Source organism: Streptomyces sp. NPDC045956 (genome assembly GCF_056430705.1).
Map to the genome: position 1 here is coordinate 464,594 of NZ_JBWKKZ010000007.1, position 15,787 is coordinate 480,380.

At 72.5% G+C, this 15,787-nt stretch carries 16 protein-coding genes and 1 tRNA gene; 6 read left to right on the forward strand and 11 right to left on the reverse strand.

Features of this window, described 5'->3' with window-relative positions; translation table 11 throughout:
• Positions 1-13 precede the first annotated feature (13 nt).
• The 4 genes from AC07FV_RS21330 to AC07FV_RS21345 form a co-directional block, all read right to left on the reverse strand.
• Positions 14-502, reverse strand: a complete 489-nt coding sequence (locus AC07FV_RS21330; protein WP_479088922.1) for a copper chaperone PCu(A)C — start codon at positions 500-502, stop codon at positions 14-16.
• Positions 499-1,149 (reverse strand): SCO family protein, encoded by a 651-nt coding sequence (locus AC07FV_RS21335; RefSeq protein WP_479088923.1) that lies wholly within the window; start codon positions 1,147-1,149, stop codon positions 499-501. The genes AC07FV_RS21330 and AC07FV_RS21335 overlap by 4 nt, the downstream gene beginning before the upstream one ends.
• Before the next feature lie 133 nt (positions 1,150-1,282).
• A complete protein-coding gene (locus AC07FV_RS21340; protein ID WP_479088924.1) occupies positions 1,283-2,035 on the reverse strand; it encodes a YcnI family copper-binding membrane protein in 753 nt (250 codons plus the stop codon).
• A 301-nt stretch (positions 2,036-2,336) separates the two neighbouring features.
• Positions 2,337-3,215, reverse strand: a complete 879-nt coding sequence (locus AC07FV_RS21345; RefSeq protein WP_479088925.1) for a hypothetical protein — start codon at positions 3,213-3,215, stop codon at positions 2,337-2,339.
• Positions 3,216-3,437: 222 nt separating this feature from the next.
• On the opposite strand from AC07FV_RS21345, the gene AC07FV_RS21350 reads away from it, so the two are divergent.
• Complete coding sequence (locus AC07FV_RS21350; protein WP_479088926.1) at positions 3,438-3,905, forward strand: ATP-binding protein; 468 nt, start codon at positions 3,438-3,440, stop codon at positions 3,903-3,905.
• A gap of 81 nt (positions 3,906-3,986) precedes the next feature.
• Here AC07FV_RS21350 and AC07FV_RS21355 read toward each other — a convergent pair whose 3' ends face one another.
• Both AC07FV_RS21355 and AC07FV_RS21360 read right to left on the reverse strand, forming a co-directional pair.
• Positions 3,987-5,489, reverse strand: a complete 1,503-nt coding sequence (locus AC07FV_RS21355; RefSeq protein WP_479088927.1) for an aminopeptidase P family protein — start codon at positions 5,487-5,489, stop codon at positions 3,987-3,989.
• Positions 5,490-5,622: 133 nt separating this feature from the next.
• Positions 5,623-7,071, reverse strand: a complete 1,449-nt coding sequence (locus AC07FV_RS21360; RefSeq protein WP_479088928.1) for a PP2C family protein-serine/threonine phosphatase — start codon at positions 7,069-7,071, stop codon at positions 5,623-5,625.
• A 618-nt stretch (positions 7,072-7,689) separates the two neighbouring features.
• Here AC07FV_RS21360 and AC07FV_RS21365 point away from each other — a divergent pair.
• Entirely contained in the window at positions 7,690-8,355 is a 666-nt protein-coding gene (locus tag AC07FV_RS21365) for a bifunctional DNA primase/polymerase (RefSeq protein ID WP_479088929.1), read from the forward strand.
• A 54-nt stretch (positions 8,356-8,409) separates the two neighbouring features.
• Positions 8,410-9,108: a hypothetical protein gene (locus AC07FV_RS21370; protein ID WP_479088930.1), complete on the forward strand. Its 699-nt coding sequence runs from the start codon at positions 8,410-8,412 to the stop codon at positions 9,106-9,108.
• 371 nt (positions 9,109-9,479) lie between these two features.
• Here AC07FV_RS21370 and AC07FV_RS21375 read toward each other — a convergent pair whose 3' ends face one another.
• Both AC07FV_RS21375 and AC07FV_RS21380 read right to left on the reverse strand, forming a co-directional pair.
• Positions 9,480-10,445: a DUF5926 family protein gene (locus AC07FV_RS21375; RefSeq protein ID WP_383642777.1), complete on the reverse strand. Its 966-nt coding sequence runs from the start codon at positions 10,443-10,445 to the stop codon at positions 9,480-9,482.
• 307 nt (positions 10,446-10,752) lie between these two features.
• Positions 10,753-11,316, reverse strand: a complete 564-nt coding sequence (locus tag AC07FV_RS21380; RefSeq protein ID WP_479088931.1) for an ATP-binding protein — start codon at positions 11,314-11,316, stop codon at positions 10,753-10,755.
• Here AC07FV_RS21380 and AC07FV_RS21385 point away from each other — a divergent pair.
• On the forward strand, positions 11,273-11,398 hold the full coding sequence (locus AC07FV_RS21385; RefSeq protein WP_356603015.1) for a hypothetical protein: 126 nt from the start codon (positions 11,273-11,275) through the stop codon (positions 11,396-11,398). The genes AC07FV_RS21380 and AC07FV_RS21385 overlap by 44 nt on opposite strands.
• Positions 11,399-11,530: 132 nt before the next feature.
• On the opposite strand, the gene AC07FV_RS21390 is transcribed toward AC07FV_RS21385, so the two are convergent.
• Positions 11,531-12,358, reverse strand: coding sequence for a glycerophosphodiester phosphodiesterase (locus tag AC07FV_RS21390; protein WP_479088932.1), 828 nt, complete (start codon positions 12,356-12,358; stop codon positions 11,531-11,533).
• A gap of 270 nt (positions 12,359-12,628) precedes the next feature.
• Between AC07FV_RS21390 and AC07FV_RS21395 the strand changes: the two genes are divergently transcribed.
• Together AC07FV_RS21395 and AC07FV_RS21400 are read left to right on the forward strand one after the other, a co-directional pair.
• On the forward strand, positions 12,629-14,086 hold the full coding sequence (locus AC07FV_RS21395) for a S1C family serine protease (protein ID WP_479088933.1): 1,458 nt from the start codon (positions 12,629-12,631) through the stop codon (positions 14,084-14,086).
• A gap of 79 nt (positions 14,087-14,165) precedes the next feature.
• Positions 14,166-14,252, forward strand: a tRNA-Ser gene (locus AC07FV_RS21400).
• A gap of 137 nt (positions 14,253-14,389) precedes the next feature.
• On the opposite strand, the gene AC07FV_RS21405 is transcribed toward AC07FV_RS21400, so the two are convergent.
• Together AC07FV_RS21405 and AC07FV_RS21410 are read right to left on the reverse strand one after the other, a co-directional pair.
• Positions 14,390-14,755, reverse strand: coding sequence for a hypothetical protein (locus AC07FV_RS21405; RefSeq protein WP_479088934.1), 366 nt, complete (start codon positions 14,753-14,755; stop codon positions 14,390-14,392).
• An 81-nt stretch (positions 14,756-14,836) separates the two neighbouring features.
• Positions 14,837-15,658: a hypothetical protein gene (locus AC07FV_RS21410; RefSeq protein WP_479088935.1), complete on the reverse strand. Its 822-nt coding sequence runs from the start codon at positions 15,656-15,658 to the stop codon at positions 14,837-14,839.
• Between the last annotated feature and the right edge of the window lie 129 nt (positions 15,659-15,787).

The following is a 15,787-nucleotide window of genomic DNA, read 5'->3' on the forward strand; positions in this document are numbered from 1 at the left end:
GGTGGTCCCTCCCTCAGTGTCCGGAGTGATCGGCGTCGGGCCGGTAGGTGGCCGCCTTCACGGGCAGCTCGACCGTGACGGGGTCGGAGTGGGCGAAGCGCAGCTCGACGGAGACCGTCTGTCCCTCCTCGGGCTGCCGCTTCAGGTTCTCGAACATCAGGTGGTTGCCGCCGCTCTCGAGCACCAGCCGTCCGTGGGCGGGGATCGGGAGGCGGTCGACCTCCTTCATCGTCCCGTCGACGGTCTCGTGCACGGTGACGTCACCGGCGTCGCTGGTCACGGAGGTCAGTTCGTCGTCGGAGTCGCCCTTGTTGGTGACGGTGAGGAAGCCCGCCGCCATCGAGGCGGAGACCGGCCGCGGTATGTAGGCGGCGCCGACGGAAAGCTCGGCACCGGAGGCCGAGGAGGCCGAGGAGGCCGACCCGGAGTCCGAGCCGCCGCAGCCCGCGAGGACCAGGGCGCCGATCACCGTCACGGCGGCGAGGGCGGGGCGGCCCCTCACGGCTTCTTCCCCTCGACGAGCTTGGGGAGGTCCGCGGTGTAGTCCTCGACGCCGGCGTCCTCGCCGTAGAGGACGTAGCCCGCGTCGGACTTCGGGGAGAACGCGACGACCTGGGTGCCGTGCGTGGAGACGACCTTGCCGTCCTTGTCCTTGGTCGGCGGGTCGATGGAGATGCCGAGGGTGCGGGCGCCGGCCTGGATGGTGGCGAAGTCGCCGGTGAGACCGACGATCTGCGGATCGATGCCCTTGAGCCACTCGCCGAGGGCGGCCGGGGTGTCGCGCTCCGGGTCGGTGGTGACGAACACGACGCGGAGCTTGTCCTGCTCGGCCTGCGACAGCTGCTTCTTGGCCACGGCGATGTTGTTCATGGTCAGGGGGCAGACGTCGGGGCAGTGCGTGTAGCCGAAGTAGACCAGGGTGGGCGCGCCGGCGGTCTGCTCGCGGAGGTCGTACTTCTTGCCCCGGGTGTCGGTGAGGACCAGGTCGGGCTTCTCGAAGGGCTTGTCGAGGACGGTGGCGGCCTGCCGGCCGGACTCCTCGGAGACCATGGTGACGGGCTTGTCACTGTCGGAGCCGCCGCCGCAGGCGGACAGGGTGAGGGCGGCGGCGGTGAGCAGGGCGGCCGCGGCGAATGTCTTCTTGCGCATAGAAAAATGTCCCAGATGTGAGGTGCTCCGGTGCGCGCCGGGGTGGTCCGCCGGGTCGGCGGAGGGCACCCGGCGCGCACCGGACGAGAGGATGCGCCGGCGTTGTCAGGCCGACGCACCGGCGCGGGCGTCGTTACGCCGAGGCACCGGTGGTGCGTCGGCGGCCGGCCAGCACGCCGTAGGCGACGCCCGCGGCACCGACGACGATGCCGACGACGCCGAGGACCCGGGCGGTGGTGTCGCTGCTGTCACCCGAACCGGAGTCGGAGGCGGTGTCGGCGGCGGTGTTCTGGGCGGCGGCCTCGGTGTCGTCGTCGGCCTCGGCACCCGACGCGCCGTGGGCGTCGTCCTCGGCCGCGGACAGCTTGAGCACCGGCGCCGGGGCCTCGGGCTCCTCCTGGCCCTCCTGCGGCACCTCGATCCAGCGCACGACCTCCTTGTTGGAGTACGTCTGGATCGCCTTGAACACCAGCTCGTCGGCGTCCTCGGGCAGCGCGCCGACGGATACCGGGAACTTCTGGAAGTAGCCGGGCTCGACGCCCTTGCCCTCGGCGGTCCAGGTGACCTTGCTGACCACCTCGGTGAGCTGCCTGCCGTGCGACTCCAGCGGCTTGTCCAGCTTGGACTTGGTGACGACCGCCTTCCATCCGGGCACCGGCTGCGGCATCACGGACGCCAGCGGGTGGTCGGCGGGGAAGTTGACCTCCAGCTTGGTGGTGGAGGCGTTGTCGCGCTCGTTGGGGACCTTGAAGTTCACGGTCGCGTAGCCGCCCTTGGCGGCCACGCCCTCCGGCTGCACGCTGACGTGCGCGAAGGCCGGGGCGGACAGGGCGAGGACGGCGATGCCGGAGACGGCGCCGGCGGCGGCGATACGAGAGACCTTCATGGACGGAACACTCCGCTTCGAGTGGGTCACCGGTGCTGGACCGGAGACGGGATGACGGGAGGGTGCGCGCACACGCGCGTGCCGCACGACGGCGTCCCTCCACGCTCCGGCCGGGAGGCGGGCCGGCGGTCAGGGCCGAGGGCGCGGCCGGCGGTCGCGGACCGGCGGTCGGAACCGGCGGTCGTGAACCGATGGGCAGGCCGAGGGGCATGGCCGACGGACCGGCCGACGGTCGCCTGCCGACGGGCGGAGCCGGTGGGCAAGGGCCGAGGGGCCGGAACGGAGCGGTGGTCGCGTCGTGTCAGGCGGCGAGGAGGAACGCGTCGCCGGGCGGGCCGCGCCGGGTCACCGTGTGCAGGAGCGCGGTGGTGTGCGGCCGCGGCGGCGCCGGCAGCGCGGAGTGCGGCAGCCGGGGCCCGGTGCCGGGGCTGCCGGCCACCCCGGCGTGCAGGGCGCGCACCAGGGAGAGGACCGCGCGGAGCCCGCGGACGAGCGCCGCCTCGGCCACCGAGTGGGCCGAGTGCGTGGAGAGTTCCACCAGCCGGGCCAGGGCCAGGTCCCCGCGCCGCAGCAGCCAGCCGGCGGCCAGGGCCGCGAGCACGTGGCCGAGCAGCATCGGCAGCGAGGGCACCAGCGAGGCCGAGGAGCCCGTGGCCGACAGGAGGTCGGCGGGGTGGTGCGCGGCTTCGGCGTGCGCGCCGGTGCTCGGGGCGATCCGCGCGTCGCTGAGGATCCGCTGGGCCTGGGCCGGGGAGATCGCCGCCGCGGTGGTCCCGCAGACCAGCCGTGCGGCCTGTTCGACGAGTGAGGCGTCGGCCAGTGCGCCCGCTCCGCCGGTGGACAGCGCGTCCGGTGCGCCGGCGGCCCCGACGGCCGTGCCGGACGCCGCGCTCGCCGCGGTGCCGTGCTGGCCGAGTCCGAACAGGAGGTGCAGTGCCGTCTGGCCGACGGTGAGCAGCACCACGATGCAGGGCAGCGAGCGCCGCCGCCCGGCCAGGGGCGCGGCGACCACGACCGCCCCGAGGAATCCCACGCCCAGCGACCACGACGGAACCGTGGCGCAGGAGGCGAGTGTGTGCCCCGCCGCGGCCAGCACGACGCAGACCGCGGCGAACACCGCGGCCCGCAGGACCCGGGTCGTGTTCCCGGAGCGCGCCGTTGGCGGGTGGGGGGCAGTCATGGCGGGCTCATCATCGCACTGGCACCCCTCGCGCCGTACGGCAGGTCCACAAGATGCCGTACGACCGGAAGATCACTCTCTGGTGCGAGCCGCCCCACATACACCGATCGGCGGCGGGGTCACATCCGCCATATGGGCGGTCTCCTACGCACTGCGCGCTTACGCAGGGGCACGGAGGGCAATACGTAACGGTATGTCGAGCCGCGGCCGGGAGGCTGGAGCATGAGCATCTGGTGGTCACTCCATTTGCGGCGCGAGGCTGCGAGCGTGCCCCTGGCCCGCCGCCTGCTGATCGGCACCATGGAGACAGCGGGCGTCGACCCCGACATCTCCTTCGACCTCTCGGTGGCGCTGAGCGAGGCCTGCGCCAACGCCGTGGAGCACGGCGGGGACGTCGGCGCCGGCGGCGACCCGTCGGAGGCGTACCGCGTCACGGCCTACCTCGACGGCGAACGCTGTCGCATCGAGGTCGCCGACACGGGCCCGGGGTTTCCCGCGGCCGCCCCGGGCCGGCCGCACGGGACGGCCCGCGCGGTGTCCGCCGACGCCGAGCACGGCCGCGGCCTGTGCCTCATCCGGGAACTCGCCGACCACGTCCACATCGGCAGCGCGCCCGGCCGGGCGGGTGCCGTGGTGAGCTTCGACAAGGTCCTCAAGTGGCGCGAGGACGCCCCGCTGGTGGCGGTGTGACCACGCGAGTGCCCGTGCAGGCATGACGACGCATGACGACGGCCGGGCACCTGGTGCGGTGCCCGGCCGTCGCGGCGACGGTCAGCCCTTCAGGGACGCCATCCACGCCTCTACTTCGTCCGAGCGGCGCGGCAGCCCGGCGGACAGGTTCCGGTTGCCGTCCTCGGTGACGAGGATGTCGTCCTCGATGCGCACGCCGATGCCCCGGTACTCCTCGGGCACGGTCAGGTCGTCGGCCTGGAAGTACAGGCCCGGCTCCACGGTGAGCACCATGCCGGGCTCCAGCGTGCCGTCGACGTAGGACTCCACGCGCGCGGCGGCGCAGTCGTGGACGTCCATGCCGAGCATGTGCCCGGTGCCGTGCAGCGTCCAGCGGCGCTGCAGGCCCAGCTCCAGCACCCGCTCGACGGGGCCTTCGACCAGGCCCCACTCCACGAGCCGCTCGGCCAGCACGCGCTGGGACGCGTCGTGGAAGTCGCGGTACTTGGCGCCCGGCTTCACGGCCGCGATGCCGGCCTCCTGGGCGTCGTACACCGCGTCGTAGATCTTCTTCTGGAGCTCGCTGTACCGGCCGTTGATCGGCAGCGTGCGGGTGATGTCCGCGGTGTAGTACGTGTGCGTCTCCACGCCCGCGTCGAGCAGCAGCAGGTCGCCGGAGCGGACCGGGCCGTCGTTGCGGACCCAGTGCAGGGTGCAGGCGTGCGGGCCGGCGGCGCAGATCGAGCCGTATCCGACGTCGTTGCCCTCCACGCGCGCGCGGAGGAAGAAGGTGCCCTCGATGTAGCGCTCGCTGGTCGCCTCGGCCTTGTCGAGGACCTTCACGACGTCCTCGAAGCCGCGCACGGTGGAGTCGACGGCCTTCTGCAGCTCGCCGATCTCGAACTCGTCCTTGACCAGGCGGGCCTCGGAGAGGAAGACGCGCAGTTCCTCGTCGCGCTCGGCGGTGACCTTGTCGGTCAGGGCCGCCTCGACGCCGGCGTCGTACCCGCGCACGACGCGCACCGGCCCGGTGGCCTCGCGGAGCGAGCCGGTCAGCTCGCGGACGTCGGAGGCGGGGATGCCGTACCGCTTCCGGGCCTCGGTGAGGGAGTGGCGGCGGCCGACCCACAGCTCGCCCTGGCCGTCCAGCCAGAACTCGCCGTTCTCGCGGTCGGAGCGCGGCAGGAGGTAGACCGTCGCGGTGTGGCCGTCGCCCTCGGGCTCCAGGACCAGGACGCCGTCCTCGGTCTGGTTGCCGGTGAGGTAGGCGTACTCGACCGAGGCGCGGAAGGAGTACTCCGTGTCGTTCGAGCGGGTCTTCAGGTTGCCCGCGGGGATCACCAGGCGCTCGCCGGGGAAGCGGGCGGACAGGGCGGCGCGGCGGGCGGCGGTCTCGGCGGCCTGGGGGATCGGCTCCAGGTCGCGCAGTTCCGTGTCGGCCCAGCCGGACTTCATGTTCTCGGCCAGTTCGTCGGACACGCCCGGGTACAGGCCGTTCTTGCGCTGCTTGACCGGCTCGTCGCCGGCCGCGTCAGCGGCGTCCTCGAGCGCGGCCTCCGGGGTCTGCGGGTTCTCCGAGATCTCCGGGTTGAGCTCCTCCGCCACGGTCATCCTCCTTGATACGGCACTGGACCACCCCCCATCGTACGGTCGTACGGAAGGGGGCCCAGGGCAGAAGGGCCCGTTGCGCGGCGGCGCGCCCGTCCGCTATGGGTGACGGGGCGGGCGCCGGTGTCCGTTATTCGAACCTGACCGCCAGCAGGACCACGTCCTCCTCGGAGTCCTCCTCACCCTTCCCGTCCGGCAGCATCGTGCGCAGCACGTGCTCGGCTACCGCGGCCGGATCACGGCGCTCCGCGCGGGGGACGCCGGCCGCCGCCGCGTGCAGCCGGGCGAAGGCGCGGTCGGCGGGGTCGCCGGTGCGGTGCAGCAGCCCGTCGGTATACAGCAGAACCGTCTCGCCAGGGTCGACCTGGAACTCGACGCTCGGCGCCTCCCAGCAGGCGAGCATGCCGAGCGGCGCGGAGACGGACGTCTCGACGAACTCCGTGCGCCGCTCCCCGATCAGCAGCGGCGGGCTGTGGCCGGCGCCGGCCAGGGTGATCCGGCGCAGCGCGGGTTCGCAGTAGCCGAACAGGGCGGTGGCGGAGCGGGCGGGCTCGGTGAGCCGCAGCAGCAGCTCCAGGTCGGACAGGACGGCGACGGGGTCCTCGCCCTCCATCACGGCGTACGCCCGCAGGGAGGCGCGCAGCCGGCCCATCGCGGCGACCGCGCTGGGCCCGGAGCCGGTGACGGACCCGACGGCGAGGCCGAGCGCGGCGTCGGGCAGCGGCAGCGCGTCGTACCAGTCGCCGCCGCCCCGCGGACCGGTGCGGTGGCGCGCGGCGAGCTGGACGCCGGGCACCCGCGGCAGGCGGGACGGCAGCAGCTCCTCGGCCATCGTCGCCATGGACGCGCGCGTGCGCTCCACCTCCAGGAGGCGGGCCAGGTGCTGGGTGGCGTACCGGACGTAGAGGCCGGCGAGGTGGCGCGGCCGCTCGCCCGGTTCGGCGGGCTCGTCGTAGAGCCATACGGCGGCGCCGAGGCGCCCTGCGCCTTCGGCGGCCAGCGGCAGCGTGTAGCTGGCGGCGTAACCGAGCCGGGCGGCGACCTCGCGGTGGCGCGGATCGAGCCCCTTCTCGGCGAACAGGTCGGGTTCGGCGATCCCGCCCTCGCCCACCGGCAGTCCGTCGAGGATCCGCCCGTACGACAGGGAGCTGCGGGGCACGGTCTCGAGGTGCCCGAGGTCGGCGCGGGCCAGCCCGAGGCCGACGGTGGTGTCCGGTCCGAGACCGTCGGCCGGCTCCAGGACGACGAGACCGCGCCGGGCGCCCACCAGGGCGGCACCGGCGCGCAGCACTTCCTGGAGGCCTTCCGCGAGGGAGTCCGTGCGGACCAGGCGCTCGGTCAGCTCGTGCAGGGTCGTGAGATCCGAGACCCAGCCGGCCAGCCGGTCCTGGAGCAGGGTGCCGGGGGCGCAGAGCGCGGCACCGGTGTCCGTGGCCGCGGGGGCGTCCTCACAGTCCGCGGTGTCCGCGGCGTCCGTGATATCCGGAGCGGTGGCCGGGGCGGCGGACGCGACAGTGTGTGCGGGGGACGGAACCGCTGAATCGATTCCGGCCACTTTCGCAGGGTGCGGGGCGTTCATGACGTCCGGCCTCCCGACCGGCGCTTACTGCTCGATAGCATCGCAAACCCCCATGTCATTCTGCGCCGCCAGCAGTGTCTCCACATGTACACGCACTCGTAAGGAGATGTCCAGCATTGTCCTGCTGGGATTCCTGGTGTCCGTGCGGTCTGGGCGGCTTCCTTCCCGGCCTCTTGCGTAAATGCGAAATTGGCTTGAAACTGCCCCGGAGGACGGCTTGTTGCGGTCGACTGGGGGTGCTTCACGGAGCGTCACAGCGGTCGTGATGGGTACGTACTCGGAGAAGGCCAGGGGTGGTTGGGGACCACCCGGAACCTGGCGGTGGACCCGGGCGTCCTATCCACCGACGACCGTGCCCCATCCTCCCGTGGTGGAGGCGGAGAGAAATACTCGGGACGGCAAAACGCCAGACTTCGCCACCCCCGCGCCACGCCCATGCTCGTGATGGACGCAGTGTGGACGGAACCGCCGCAGACGCAGTCAGTGCTCGGCCCAGAGGGGTTCCCCTTGCCTTCGGCGGGGGTGTGATGCGCCACCAGCTACGCACAGCGAAGAGATCGACACATGGTGATGTGACCACGGTGTTGCCAGGCGTGCAACGGAAAGGAACGAGCGCTCATGCGCGAGATCCTCGGAAGGCGACGCAGGCTCCTGTCCCGGCACGACGACGGACGGCCTGAGCTGATCGGCGCGGCCCTGACCTACGCGACGCAATGGCAGTGGCCCGTGCTCCCGGGCGTGGCGGCGGACCCGCAGGCGCCCTCGCGCTGCGGCTGCCCCGAACCGGAGTGCACGGTGCCCGGCGCGCACCCCTTAGACCCGGGCCTCCTCGCGGCCACCACCGACGCGCGCATGGTGCGCTGGTGGTGGAGCAACCGGCCCGCCGCGCCGATCGTCATGGCGACCGGGGGCGGTGCTCCGTGCGCGGTCTCCCTGCCCGCGCTGCCGGCCGCCCACGCGCTGGCCGCGCTCGACCGCGCCGGCCTCAGGCTCGGTCCGGTCGTCGCCTCGTCCACGCGCTGGTCGCTGCTGGTCAGGCCGTACTCCATGGAGCAGCTGGGCGAGCTGCTCTACGCCAAGGACTTCGTCCCCGGCTCCCTGCGGTTCCACGGCGAGGGCGGCTATCTCGCGCTGCCGCCGTCCGAGTCGGGCCGGGGCGGCGTCCGCTGGGAGCGGGCTCCGCTGCCCGGTTCCGCCTCGCCCTGGGTGCCCGACGTCGAGGCAGTGGTGGACGCGGCGGTCGACGCCCTCACTCGTACGGGTGTGAGCGCGCCCGAGTTGTAGGGGTGTCCGGCGCGCGGGGAGTCCGCGCCCGTCCGTGGTCGTTATCGTCCGCCCATGCCGCTTCATGCTGGGAAGCACCGCGCCGCCGGGTCCCGCCGCACGGGGCCGTGCCGCCGCGGTCCGGACCGCCGACGGGTCCGGCTGTACGGGCTCGTCGCCGTCGCGGTGGCCGCGGTCGTGCTGCCGTTCGCGGTGGCGTCCGCGGGGCCTCCGGGAGGCTCGGAGGAGGGCCCGGGCGACCCGCCGACGGTGCGCATCCTCCCGCAGGGCGGTGACGGCAAGGTGCTCTCAGGGGCGGGCCGCGTCCCGTCGCAGGCCGGGCCCGTCCGTTCCGCGCTGCCGCCCGGGACGGCCACCGCGGTGCGCTGCGGTCCCGCGCTCACCTCGCCCGAGGGTGTCGAGGCGCAGACCTGCGTCCTCACCCAGGGGTCACAGACCTGGGCGCGGACCTACTACCGCAACGCGACCGGCGGCCCGCTGGAGTCCTTGCTGAGCCTCATGGGGCCCGAGGGGCGCAGTGTGCGGATGCGTTGCGCGGTGGGTGCCGAGGACGAGCCCGGCACCTGCGAGACGCCCAGGGAGCCGCTCCGGGGCGGGCCGGCGGAGTACACGGCGGTCGCCGAGTTCGCGGGCCGGGCCGGGTACGGGCCGCTGCTGCTGCGCACCGGGAGCAACGGAAGCCCCCGGGCCGACGGCGAACCCCGGGCCGACGGAGCGTGGGGTGGCGGGGCATGGGGTGGCGGGGGCAACTGAGCGGCGGCGGTTCGGCGACGGAAGCGGCCGGGGTGGCGGGAGCGGCCGGGCGGCGTGGCGACGGAGGGTGCGGGGCCGGGGCCGAGGAGGCCGGAGCGGCCGACTCCCGTACGAGAACGGGGAGTTGAGAAGCGACTGCGGTGCGTGCGCGACCGGGCGCATGGAAAGACCCGGTTGCTGGCGACGGGGGATGCACCAGCAACCGGGCTACTCGAACGGTAACAAGAGATCGGCGGTTAGCAAATTCGATCTCTTGTTTTCCGGTCACGTACTGGCTTGTCCCCACTGGGAGTTGTGACCGGAGTCACGCATTCCTGGACCGGGGCTCCGGCTGACCGGTCGGTCAGCCGGAGCGCCTCCGTGACGGTACGTCAGCTGAGGGTGACCTGCCGGTTGGTCAGGCCGCCCCGTGCCCGGCGCTCGTCGGGCGTGAGCGGGGCGTCCGTGCCCAGGGCCTCGGCGAGCCGCTCGGCGAACTCCGCCGCCGGCTTCTCGACGTCCTGCGCGGTGACACCGCTCGGCAGGTCCCACACCGGGACCGTGAGCCCGTGCGCACGGAAGGAGCCGACGAGGCGGGTGCCCTCGCCCAAGGAGGACCGGCCGGCCGCGTGCAGCCGGGCGAGCGCGTCCAGAAGGTGCTCCTCCTCGTGGGGCATGACCCAGCGCAGGTGGTTCTTCTCCGGCGTCTCGCACCAGTAGGCGGCGTCCACGCTCTGCAACCGGACGGTCGGGATGGCCGCGGCGTTGGCCCGCTCCAGGGAGGCGGCGACCTCCGGCGTGGCGTTCTCCGCGTCCGGGACCCAGAACTCGAAGCCCGAGTGCACCGTCGGCTCGAACGACCCCTCGGGGGCGAGCAGGTCCTGCAACCGGGGACCGTCGGCCGGCGCGCGGCGGCCCTGCACCGGGGAGCCCGGCGCGGCGGTCAGCGCCTGCTGGAGGGTGTCGGCGAGGTCGCGGCTGATGTCCCCCGACGCCGTGTCGTTCTGCAGGCCGAGGAGGACGGTGCCGTCGTCGCGGCGCAGGGCCGGCCAGGCCATCGGCAGCACCGTGGCCAGGGTGACGGAGGGGACGCCCTCGGGGAGGCCCTCCTTCAGGGTCAGCTCGACCGTGGCCGCCGGCACCAGCTCGCGCAGGGCCACCCAGTCGCACTCGCCGGGCAGCCCTTCGAACGGGCGCTGCACCAGCTCGGTCGTGGCGTGCGCGGCGGCCCGGCCGTGGCAGGCCTTGTAGCGGCGGCCGCTGCCGCAGGGGCAGGGCTCGCGGGCGCCGACGACCGGGATCTCTCCGTCGGTGAGCTGCGGCCGCTTGGCCTTCGTCTGGGGTCGCTTCTTGGCCATCGTGGGTGTCTCCCGGTTGCGGCTCAATCCGTACGGCGCGAGCCTAGCCGTTCACACCGTGGCCGACGGGGCCCTGTGGACAACGGGCCGCCCTGTGGACGGCCGGAGTCCGGGGCGGAGCCCCTGGCCGGGGCCGGGCGCCCCGGGTGCCCGCGCACGGGGCGATCCGCGCCGCGCCTTCCCCGCTCCCGCCGCTCCGGGTGGTCCCTGCCGATCCCCTCGGGCCCCTGCCGATCCCTCGGGTCCCCGCGCGATCCCTCGGGTCCCCGCGCGATCCCTCGGGTCGGCTCGCGCCGGGACGGGAGGGTCAGCCGAGGTCGTCGAAGGCGTCGGCGAAGTCCAGGCCGGGCATCTCGGAGACCGCGGGCGCCGAGATGCGGGTGGCGAAGTCCTCGCGGCGGTGCGTGGCGTCCCGGTCGTGCACGTCGTCGTGGACGGCGTCGTGGACGACGACCCAGACGGTGACCTCTCCGCGGGCGTCGTCCCGCACACCCCAGTCGTCGGCGAGCGCGGTGATGATGTTCAGCCCGCGGCCGCCGTGTGCCGTGATCGAGGGGGTCGCCGGCACCGGGCGGGTCGGACCGCCGCCGTCCGTGACCTCCACGACCAGCCGGCCGCCCGCGTCCACCTGCCACGCGGCACGGACGTCACCGTCCCCGGCCAGGGCGCCGCCCAGTGGCCGGCCGTGCTTGCACGCGTTGCTCAACAGCTCCGAAAGGACCAGTACGGCATCGTCGATGACCGATTCCGCCACACCGCCGCCGCGCAGCTGCGCCCGCATGCGGTGCCTCGCTTTCCCCACGCCCGCAGGGCCATGAGGAACGGCCATGCTCGACGACGTGGGCACCTCCTGTGCCACCACCAACGCCACCCCCGAGACCTCCTTCGCCCCACGCCACGGTGTGGATGCCCTTCTGGCCTGGACCGGAAACCGGCCGCTCCTCGTGCAGTGACGCATTCGACACGGTCGAACACGTACCGAACGCGCCGGAGCACTCCCCGTGACCGCGTGGCTGGATTTCGTCGGTGTGGCCGAGACCGGAGAATGCGGCAACCGGCCCGCCGGGTCAAGGGCTGCGGACGAATCAGCGGCCGAGGTGGTCGCGTACGGCCCGTGGCCGGTTGGTGATGATGGCGTCCACGCCCAGGTCGACGCAGAGATCCACGTCGGCGGGGTCGTTCACCGTCCACACGTGCACCTGGTGGCCGGCTCGTTTCAGGCGCTCGATGTAGGTGGGGTGGTTGCGCACGATCCGGATCGAGGGGCCCGCGATCCGGACACCGGAGGGCAGTCGTCCGTCCCTCAGGCGGGGCGAGACGAACTGCATGAGATAGACCGTCGGCAGCGTCGGTGACGCCGCCCGTACCCGGTGCAGCGAGCGTGCCGAGAAACTCATCACGCGTACCGGGGACTCCGCGGCCGAGGCCGGGGCGTCGAGCCCGAACCGCTTCAGGAGCAGCAGCAGCCGCTCCTCCACCTGCCCCGCCCAGCGCGTGGGGTGCTTGGTCTCGATGGCCAGCTCCACCCGGCGTCCCGCGTCGGACACCAGCTGGAGCAGGCGCTCCAGGGTCAGTACGGAGGTCTCCTCCCGGTCCTCGGGCCGGTGCTCCCAGTCGGGCTGCTCGTCACGCGTGCGCCAGAACTCCCTGGTCCTGCGCGTGCCGAAGTCCAGGGCGGCCAGGTCGGCCAGCTCCAGTGCCGAGACCGCGCCGCGGCCGTTGGACGTACGGTTGACCCGCCAGTCGTGGACGCAGACCAGGTGGCCGTCGGCGGTCAGGCGGACATCGCACTCCAGGGCGTCCGCGCCGTCCTCGATCGCTTTCCGGTACGCGGCCAGGGTGTGCTCGGGGGCCTCCTCGGAGGCTCCCCGGTGGGCGACGACCTGAGTCCGGTGCTGTCGTGCGTGGGTCACCGCGTCATGGTGCCACCGCGCGCGGGTAGACGTGCCACCGGAGGCATCGACCGTCCGTCCGTTTAGTCTTGCTTGACCGATATAAAGGTCGACCGCGAACCCACAGCAACCGCTTATGGTGCTCTGACGGCCCGTGGGAAAAGCTGATGGCATACAAGAACACCGCACGTCCGCATCGCGCCGGCCCAGGGAACGACGCGTGAGTACGGCCGAGCGCGACCCCAGTGACCGAGAAACAGCCGTGGAAGCCGTGGAACGAGGAGAGAAGCTGTGAGCACCGAGAACGAGGGCACCGCGGTACCCCCGGCCCCGTCCGCGCCCCCCGCGCCGGTGGACACTCCCGCTGCCTCCCCCCAGCCGGCCGCGCCGCACCCGGAGCAGCCGCCGGCGCAGGCACCGGCGCCCGCGCCGCACGAGGGTCACGGGCCGTTCGCCGCCCACGCGCCGCAGCAGCCCGCGCCCGAGGCCACGGGCGCGCCCTACGGGCACACGGCGCCCGACGCCTCCTGGCCGCCGCCCCCGCCGCCGGGCACTCCGACGTACGGCGGTGGAGGCGGTGGCGGCCAGGGCGGCTGGGGCGCCTCGTACCAGCAGCCCGCGCCGAAGCCGGGCCGCGGTCGCGGCGGACTGGTCGCCGGGCTCGCGATCGCCGCGCTGGTCGCGGGCGGTCTGGGCGGCGGCCTCGGCTACACCCTGGCCAAGAACAACGACGAGAGCGGTTCGACGACGGTCTCCGCCTCCGACACCGGCGGCTCGCTCAAGCGCGACGCGGGCACGGTCGCAGGCGTGGCCGCCAAGGCGCTGCCCAGCACGGTCACCATCCAGGCCGAAGGCAGCAACGGCGAGGGCGGCACCGGCACCGGTTTCGTCTTCGACAAGCAGGGCCACATCGTCACCAACAACCACGTGGTGGCGGAGGCCGTCGACGGAGGCAAGCTCAGCGCGACCTTCCCCGACGGCAAGAAGTACGCCGCCGAGGTGGTCGGGCACGCCCAGGGCTACGACGTGGCGGTCATCAAACTCGAGAACGCCCCCTCGGACCTGAACCCGCTCCCCCTCGGTGACTCCGACAAGGTGGCGGTCGGCGACTCCACGATCGCCATCGGCGCCCCCTTCGGCCTGTCCGACACGGTGACCACGGGCATCATCAGCGCCAAGAACCGTCCCGTGGCCTCCAGCGACGGCAGCGGCAGCAACAAGGCGTCCTACATGAGCGCGCTCCAGACCGACGCGTCGATCAACCCGGGCAACTCCGGCGGCCCGCTGCTGGACGCCCAGGGCAACGTCATCGGGATCAACTCCGCGATCCAGTCCACGAGCAACGGCGGCTTCGGCACCGGCCAGGCCGGCTCGATCGGCCTGGGCTTCGCCATTCCGGTCAACCAGGCCGAGTTCGTCGCCAAGCAGCTGATCAAGAGCGGCAAGCCGGTCTACGCGAAGATCGGCGCGTCCGTCTCCCTGGAGGAGACGGCGAACGGCGCCAAGCTCACCGAGCAGGGTGTCAACGGTTCCGATCCCGTCGAGTCGGGCGGCCCCGCCGCCGCCGCGGGCCTCAAGCCCGGTGACGTCATCACCAAGCTCGACGACCGCGTGATCGACAGCGGGCCGACCCTGATCGGCGAGATCTGGACCCACAAGCCCGGCGACAAGGTCACGGTCACCTACGAGCGCGGCGGCAAGGAGCGCACCACCGAACTCACCCTCGGTTCCAAGGTCGGCGACGACTGACCCCGCCCGGCCCACGGGCCCCGCACGCGGCCCGCGCCCGGTAGGCTGTAGCCGCTCCGCCCCAGGTGGACGGTGCACGGGTGGGTTGCCCGAGCGGCCTAAGGGAACGGTCTTGAAAACCGTCGTGGCAGCGATGTCACCGTGGGTTCAAATCCCACACCCACCGCATGCAGGTCAGCTTAGGTGCTGGTCAGAAGGGGTGCCCCGGTCTCCGGAGCACCCCTTTCGCGTTGCCCCTGTCTCACCCTTTCTCGCCCATATCCCAGCGTTGACCAGTACGTATGGGCCATCTGTGGGCCAGAGTCAGGACTCTTCCCCCTCGTCGAGCGCGCGGAAGATCAGGTCGTTGGAGTGCTGCTCACCGCCCTTCAGGATCTTCGCGTAGAAGCGGTACAGCACCGCGATGCTGTGGCCGGCGCGCGCGGCTACCTCCGCCGGGTCCACTCCCGATTTGATCCAGAGGGACACTCCTGCGTGCCGTAGCGAGTACGGCACGGCGGCAAGATCCGACTTCACCTCACGGGGGGAGAGGACCGCCTTCCGCGCCTTCTCCCAGAGGTCGCAGTACTCGGTGGAGGGGACGCGCCCGCCCCGTGAAGCCCGGAACAGCCGACCGTCCTCGGCGGCGCCGTAGCGCTCGATGTGCTGGCGCAGAAGATGAACGAGCACGGGCGGAATGGGCACGGTCCGCGTCGCGCCCTGCCTGCGCCGCTTCAACCCGCGCTTCTCGTACGACGTGCCCTCATCCGTTCAGCCGCCGCCGACTTCCGGGCGGCTTTCCCCGAGCAGAAGTTCGCCCCATTTCTTCACGGATTCAGACGAGTTAGGTGGCAAGGTGCAGTCGGATTCCGTGAGCGCGACGATTTCGCCGGGGCGCATGGCGGCGTAGTAGAGGCATCCGAAGAACGCGTGGAGGTGTTGGCCGCGGGGGCCGGAGTCCCGAACGGCTCCGAGCAGGGAGCGCGCCAAACGAGGGTCCGGCACGTACCGGAAGTCGATTTCATCGTCACTCTCGGGTGCGGTCCAGTCCACGCGTGGGAGCGGGTTGGACGTGAGTAGGCCCTTCTCCTCGGCTGTGTAGCGCAGGACATTGCTCAGGACCATGCGCTTACGCCTGGCCGTGTTCTCCGCAGCCTTCTTCTCGTCCAGGCGAAGCGAAAGGGCTTCAAGAGCGGGACGGAGTAGGGCCGGGTCCTCCAAATCCTTGACCTTGATGGAGCGGGCGGCGACCCATTCCAGAGCAGAACGGATCTCCGCCGGAGGTTCCTCGGCTACGTGGCGCGGCACCCAAGTACCTTCCGGCCCACGAACCGCGCGGAAGGCCCATTGATAGAGGGCGTCGCGCAGCACTGAGGGGCGGGGCGCTCCCCGCTTGCTCGTGACGAGCGCGGGCGTTACGACCGCGAGGGATTCCGCGATGCTCGCCCGGTGCTTGGCGGCGGCGCGCGGCCACTTCATGAGGACGTACTCCGTCACGTGCTCGTACCAGGAGGGGGAGGTCAGAGCCATCAACTCACGCGCGGGAAGGCCCGTTTCGGAGTCGATCTGCTGTTGGTCCCGCAGGGCTGCCATCAATTCGGCCCGTCGTCCGTCTGCCTGCGGCTTTAGACGCCATTTCACTTGGCCAGGCGGCGGTGACATATGAGGGTTGCGGCGATGGCCGTGAAGGCGAGGAAGTGTTCGGGCTTGCGCTCGTAGCGA

What these genes read in the sequence shown, in the direction of transcription:
- AC07FV_RS21340 (WP_479088924.1), bottom strand. Translation starts at nt 2,035, where the DNA reads ATGAAGGTCTCTCGTATCGCCGCCGCCGGCGCCGTCTCCGGCATCGCC.
- AC07FV_RS21335 (WP_479088923.1), bottom strand. Translation starts at nt 1,149, where the DNA reads ATGCGCAAGAAGACATTCGCCGCGGCCGCCCTGCTCACCGCCGCCGCC.
- AC07FV_RS21375 (WP_383642777.1), bottom strand. Translation starts at nt 10,445, where the DNA reads ATGGCCAAGAAGCGACCCCAGACGAAGGCCAAGCGGCCGCAGCTCACC.
- AC07FV_RS21385 (WP_356603015.1), top strand. Translation starts at nt 11,273, where the DNA reads ATGCTCGACGACGTGGGCACCTCCTGTGCCACCACCAACGCCACCCCC.
- AC07FV_RS21345 (WP_479088925.1), bottom strand. Translation starts at nt 3,215, where the DNA reads ATGACTGCCCCCCACCCGCCAACGGCGCGCTCCGGGAACACGACCCGG.
- AC07FV_RS21410 (WP_479088935.1), bottom strand. Translation starts at nt 15,658, where the DNA reads ATGGCAGCCCTGCGGGACCAACAGCAGATCGACTCCGAAACGGGCCTT.
- AC07FV_RS21365 (WP_479088929.1), top strand. Translation starts at nt 7,690, where the DNA reads ATGCGCGAGATCCTCGGAAGGCGACGCAGGCTCCTGTCCCGGCACGAC.
- AC07FV_RS21370 (WP_479088930.1), top strand. Translation starts at nt 8,410, where the DNA reads ATGCCGCTTCATGCTGGGAAGCACCGCGCCGCCGGGTCCCGCCGCACG.
- AC07FV_RS21360 (WP_479088928.1), bottom strand. Translation starts at nt 7,071, where the DNA reads ATGAACGCCCCGCACCCTGCGAAAGTGGCCGGAATCGATTCAGCGGTT.
- AC07FV_RS21350 (WP_479088926.1), top strand. Translation starts at nt 3,438, where the DNA reads ATGAGCATCTGGTGGTCACTCCATTTGCGGCGCGAGGCTGCGAGCGTG.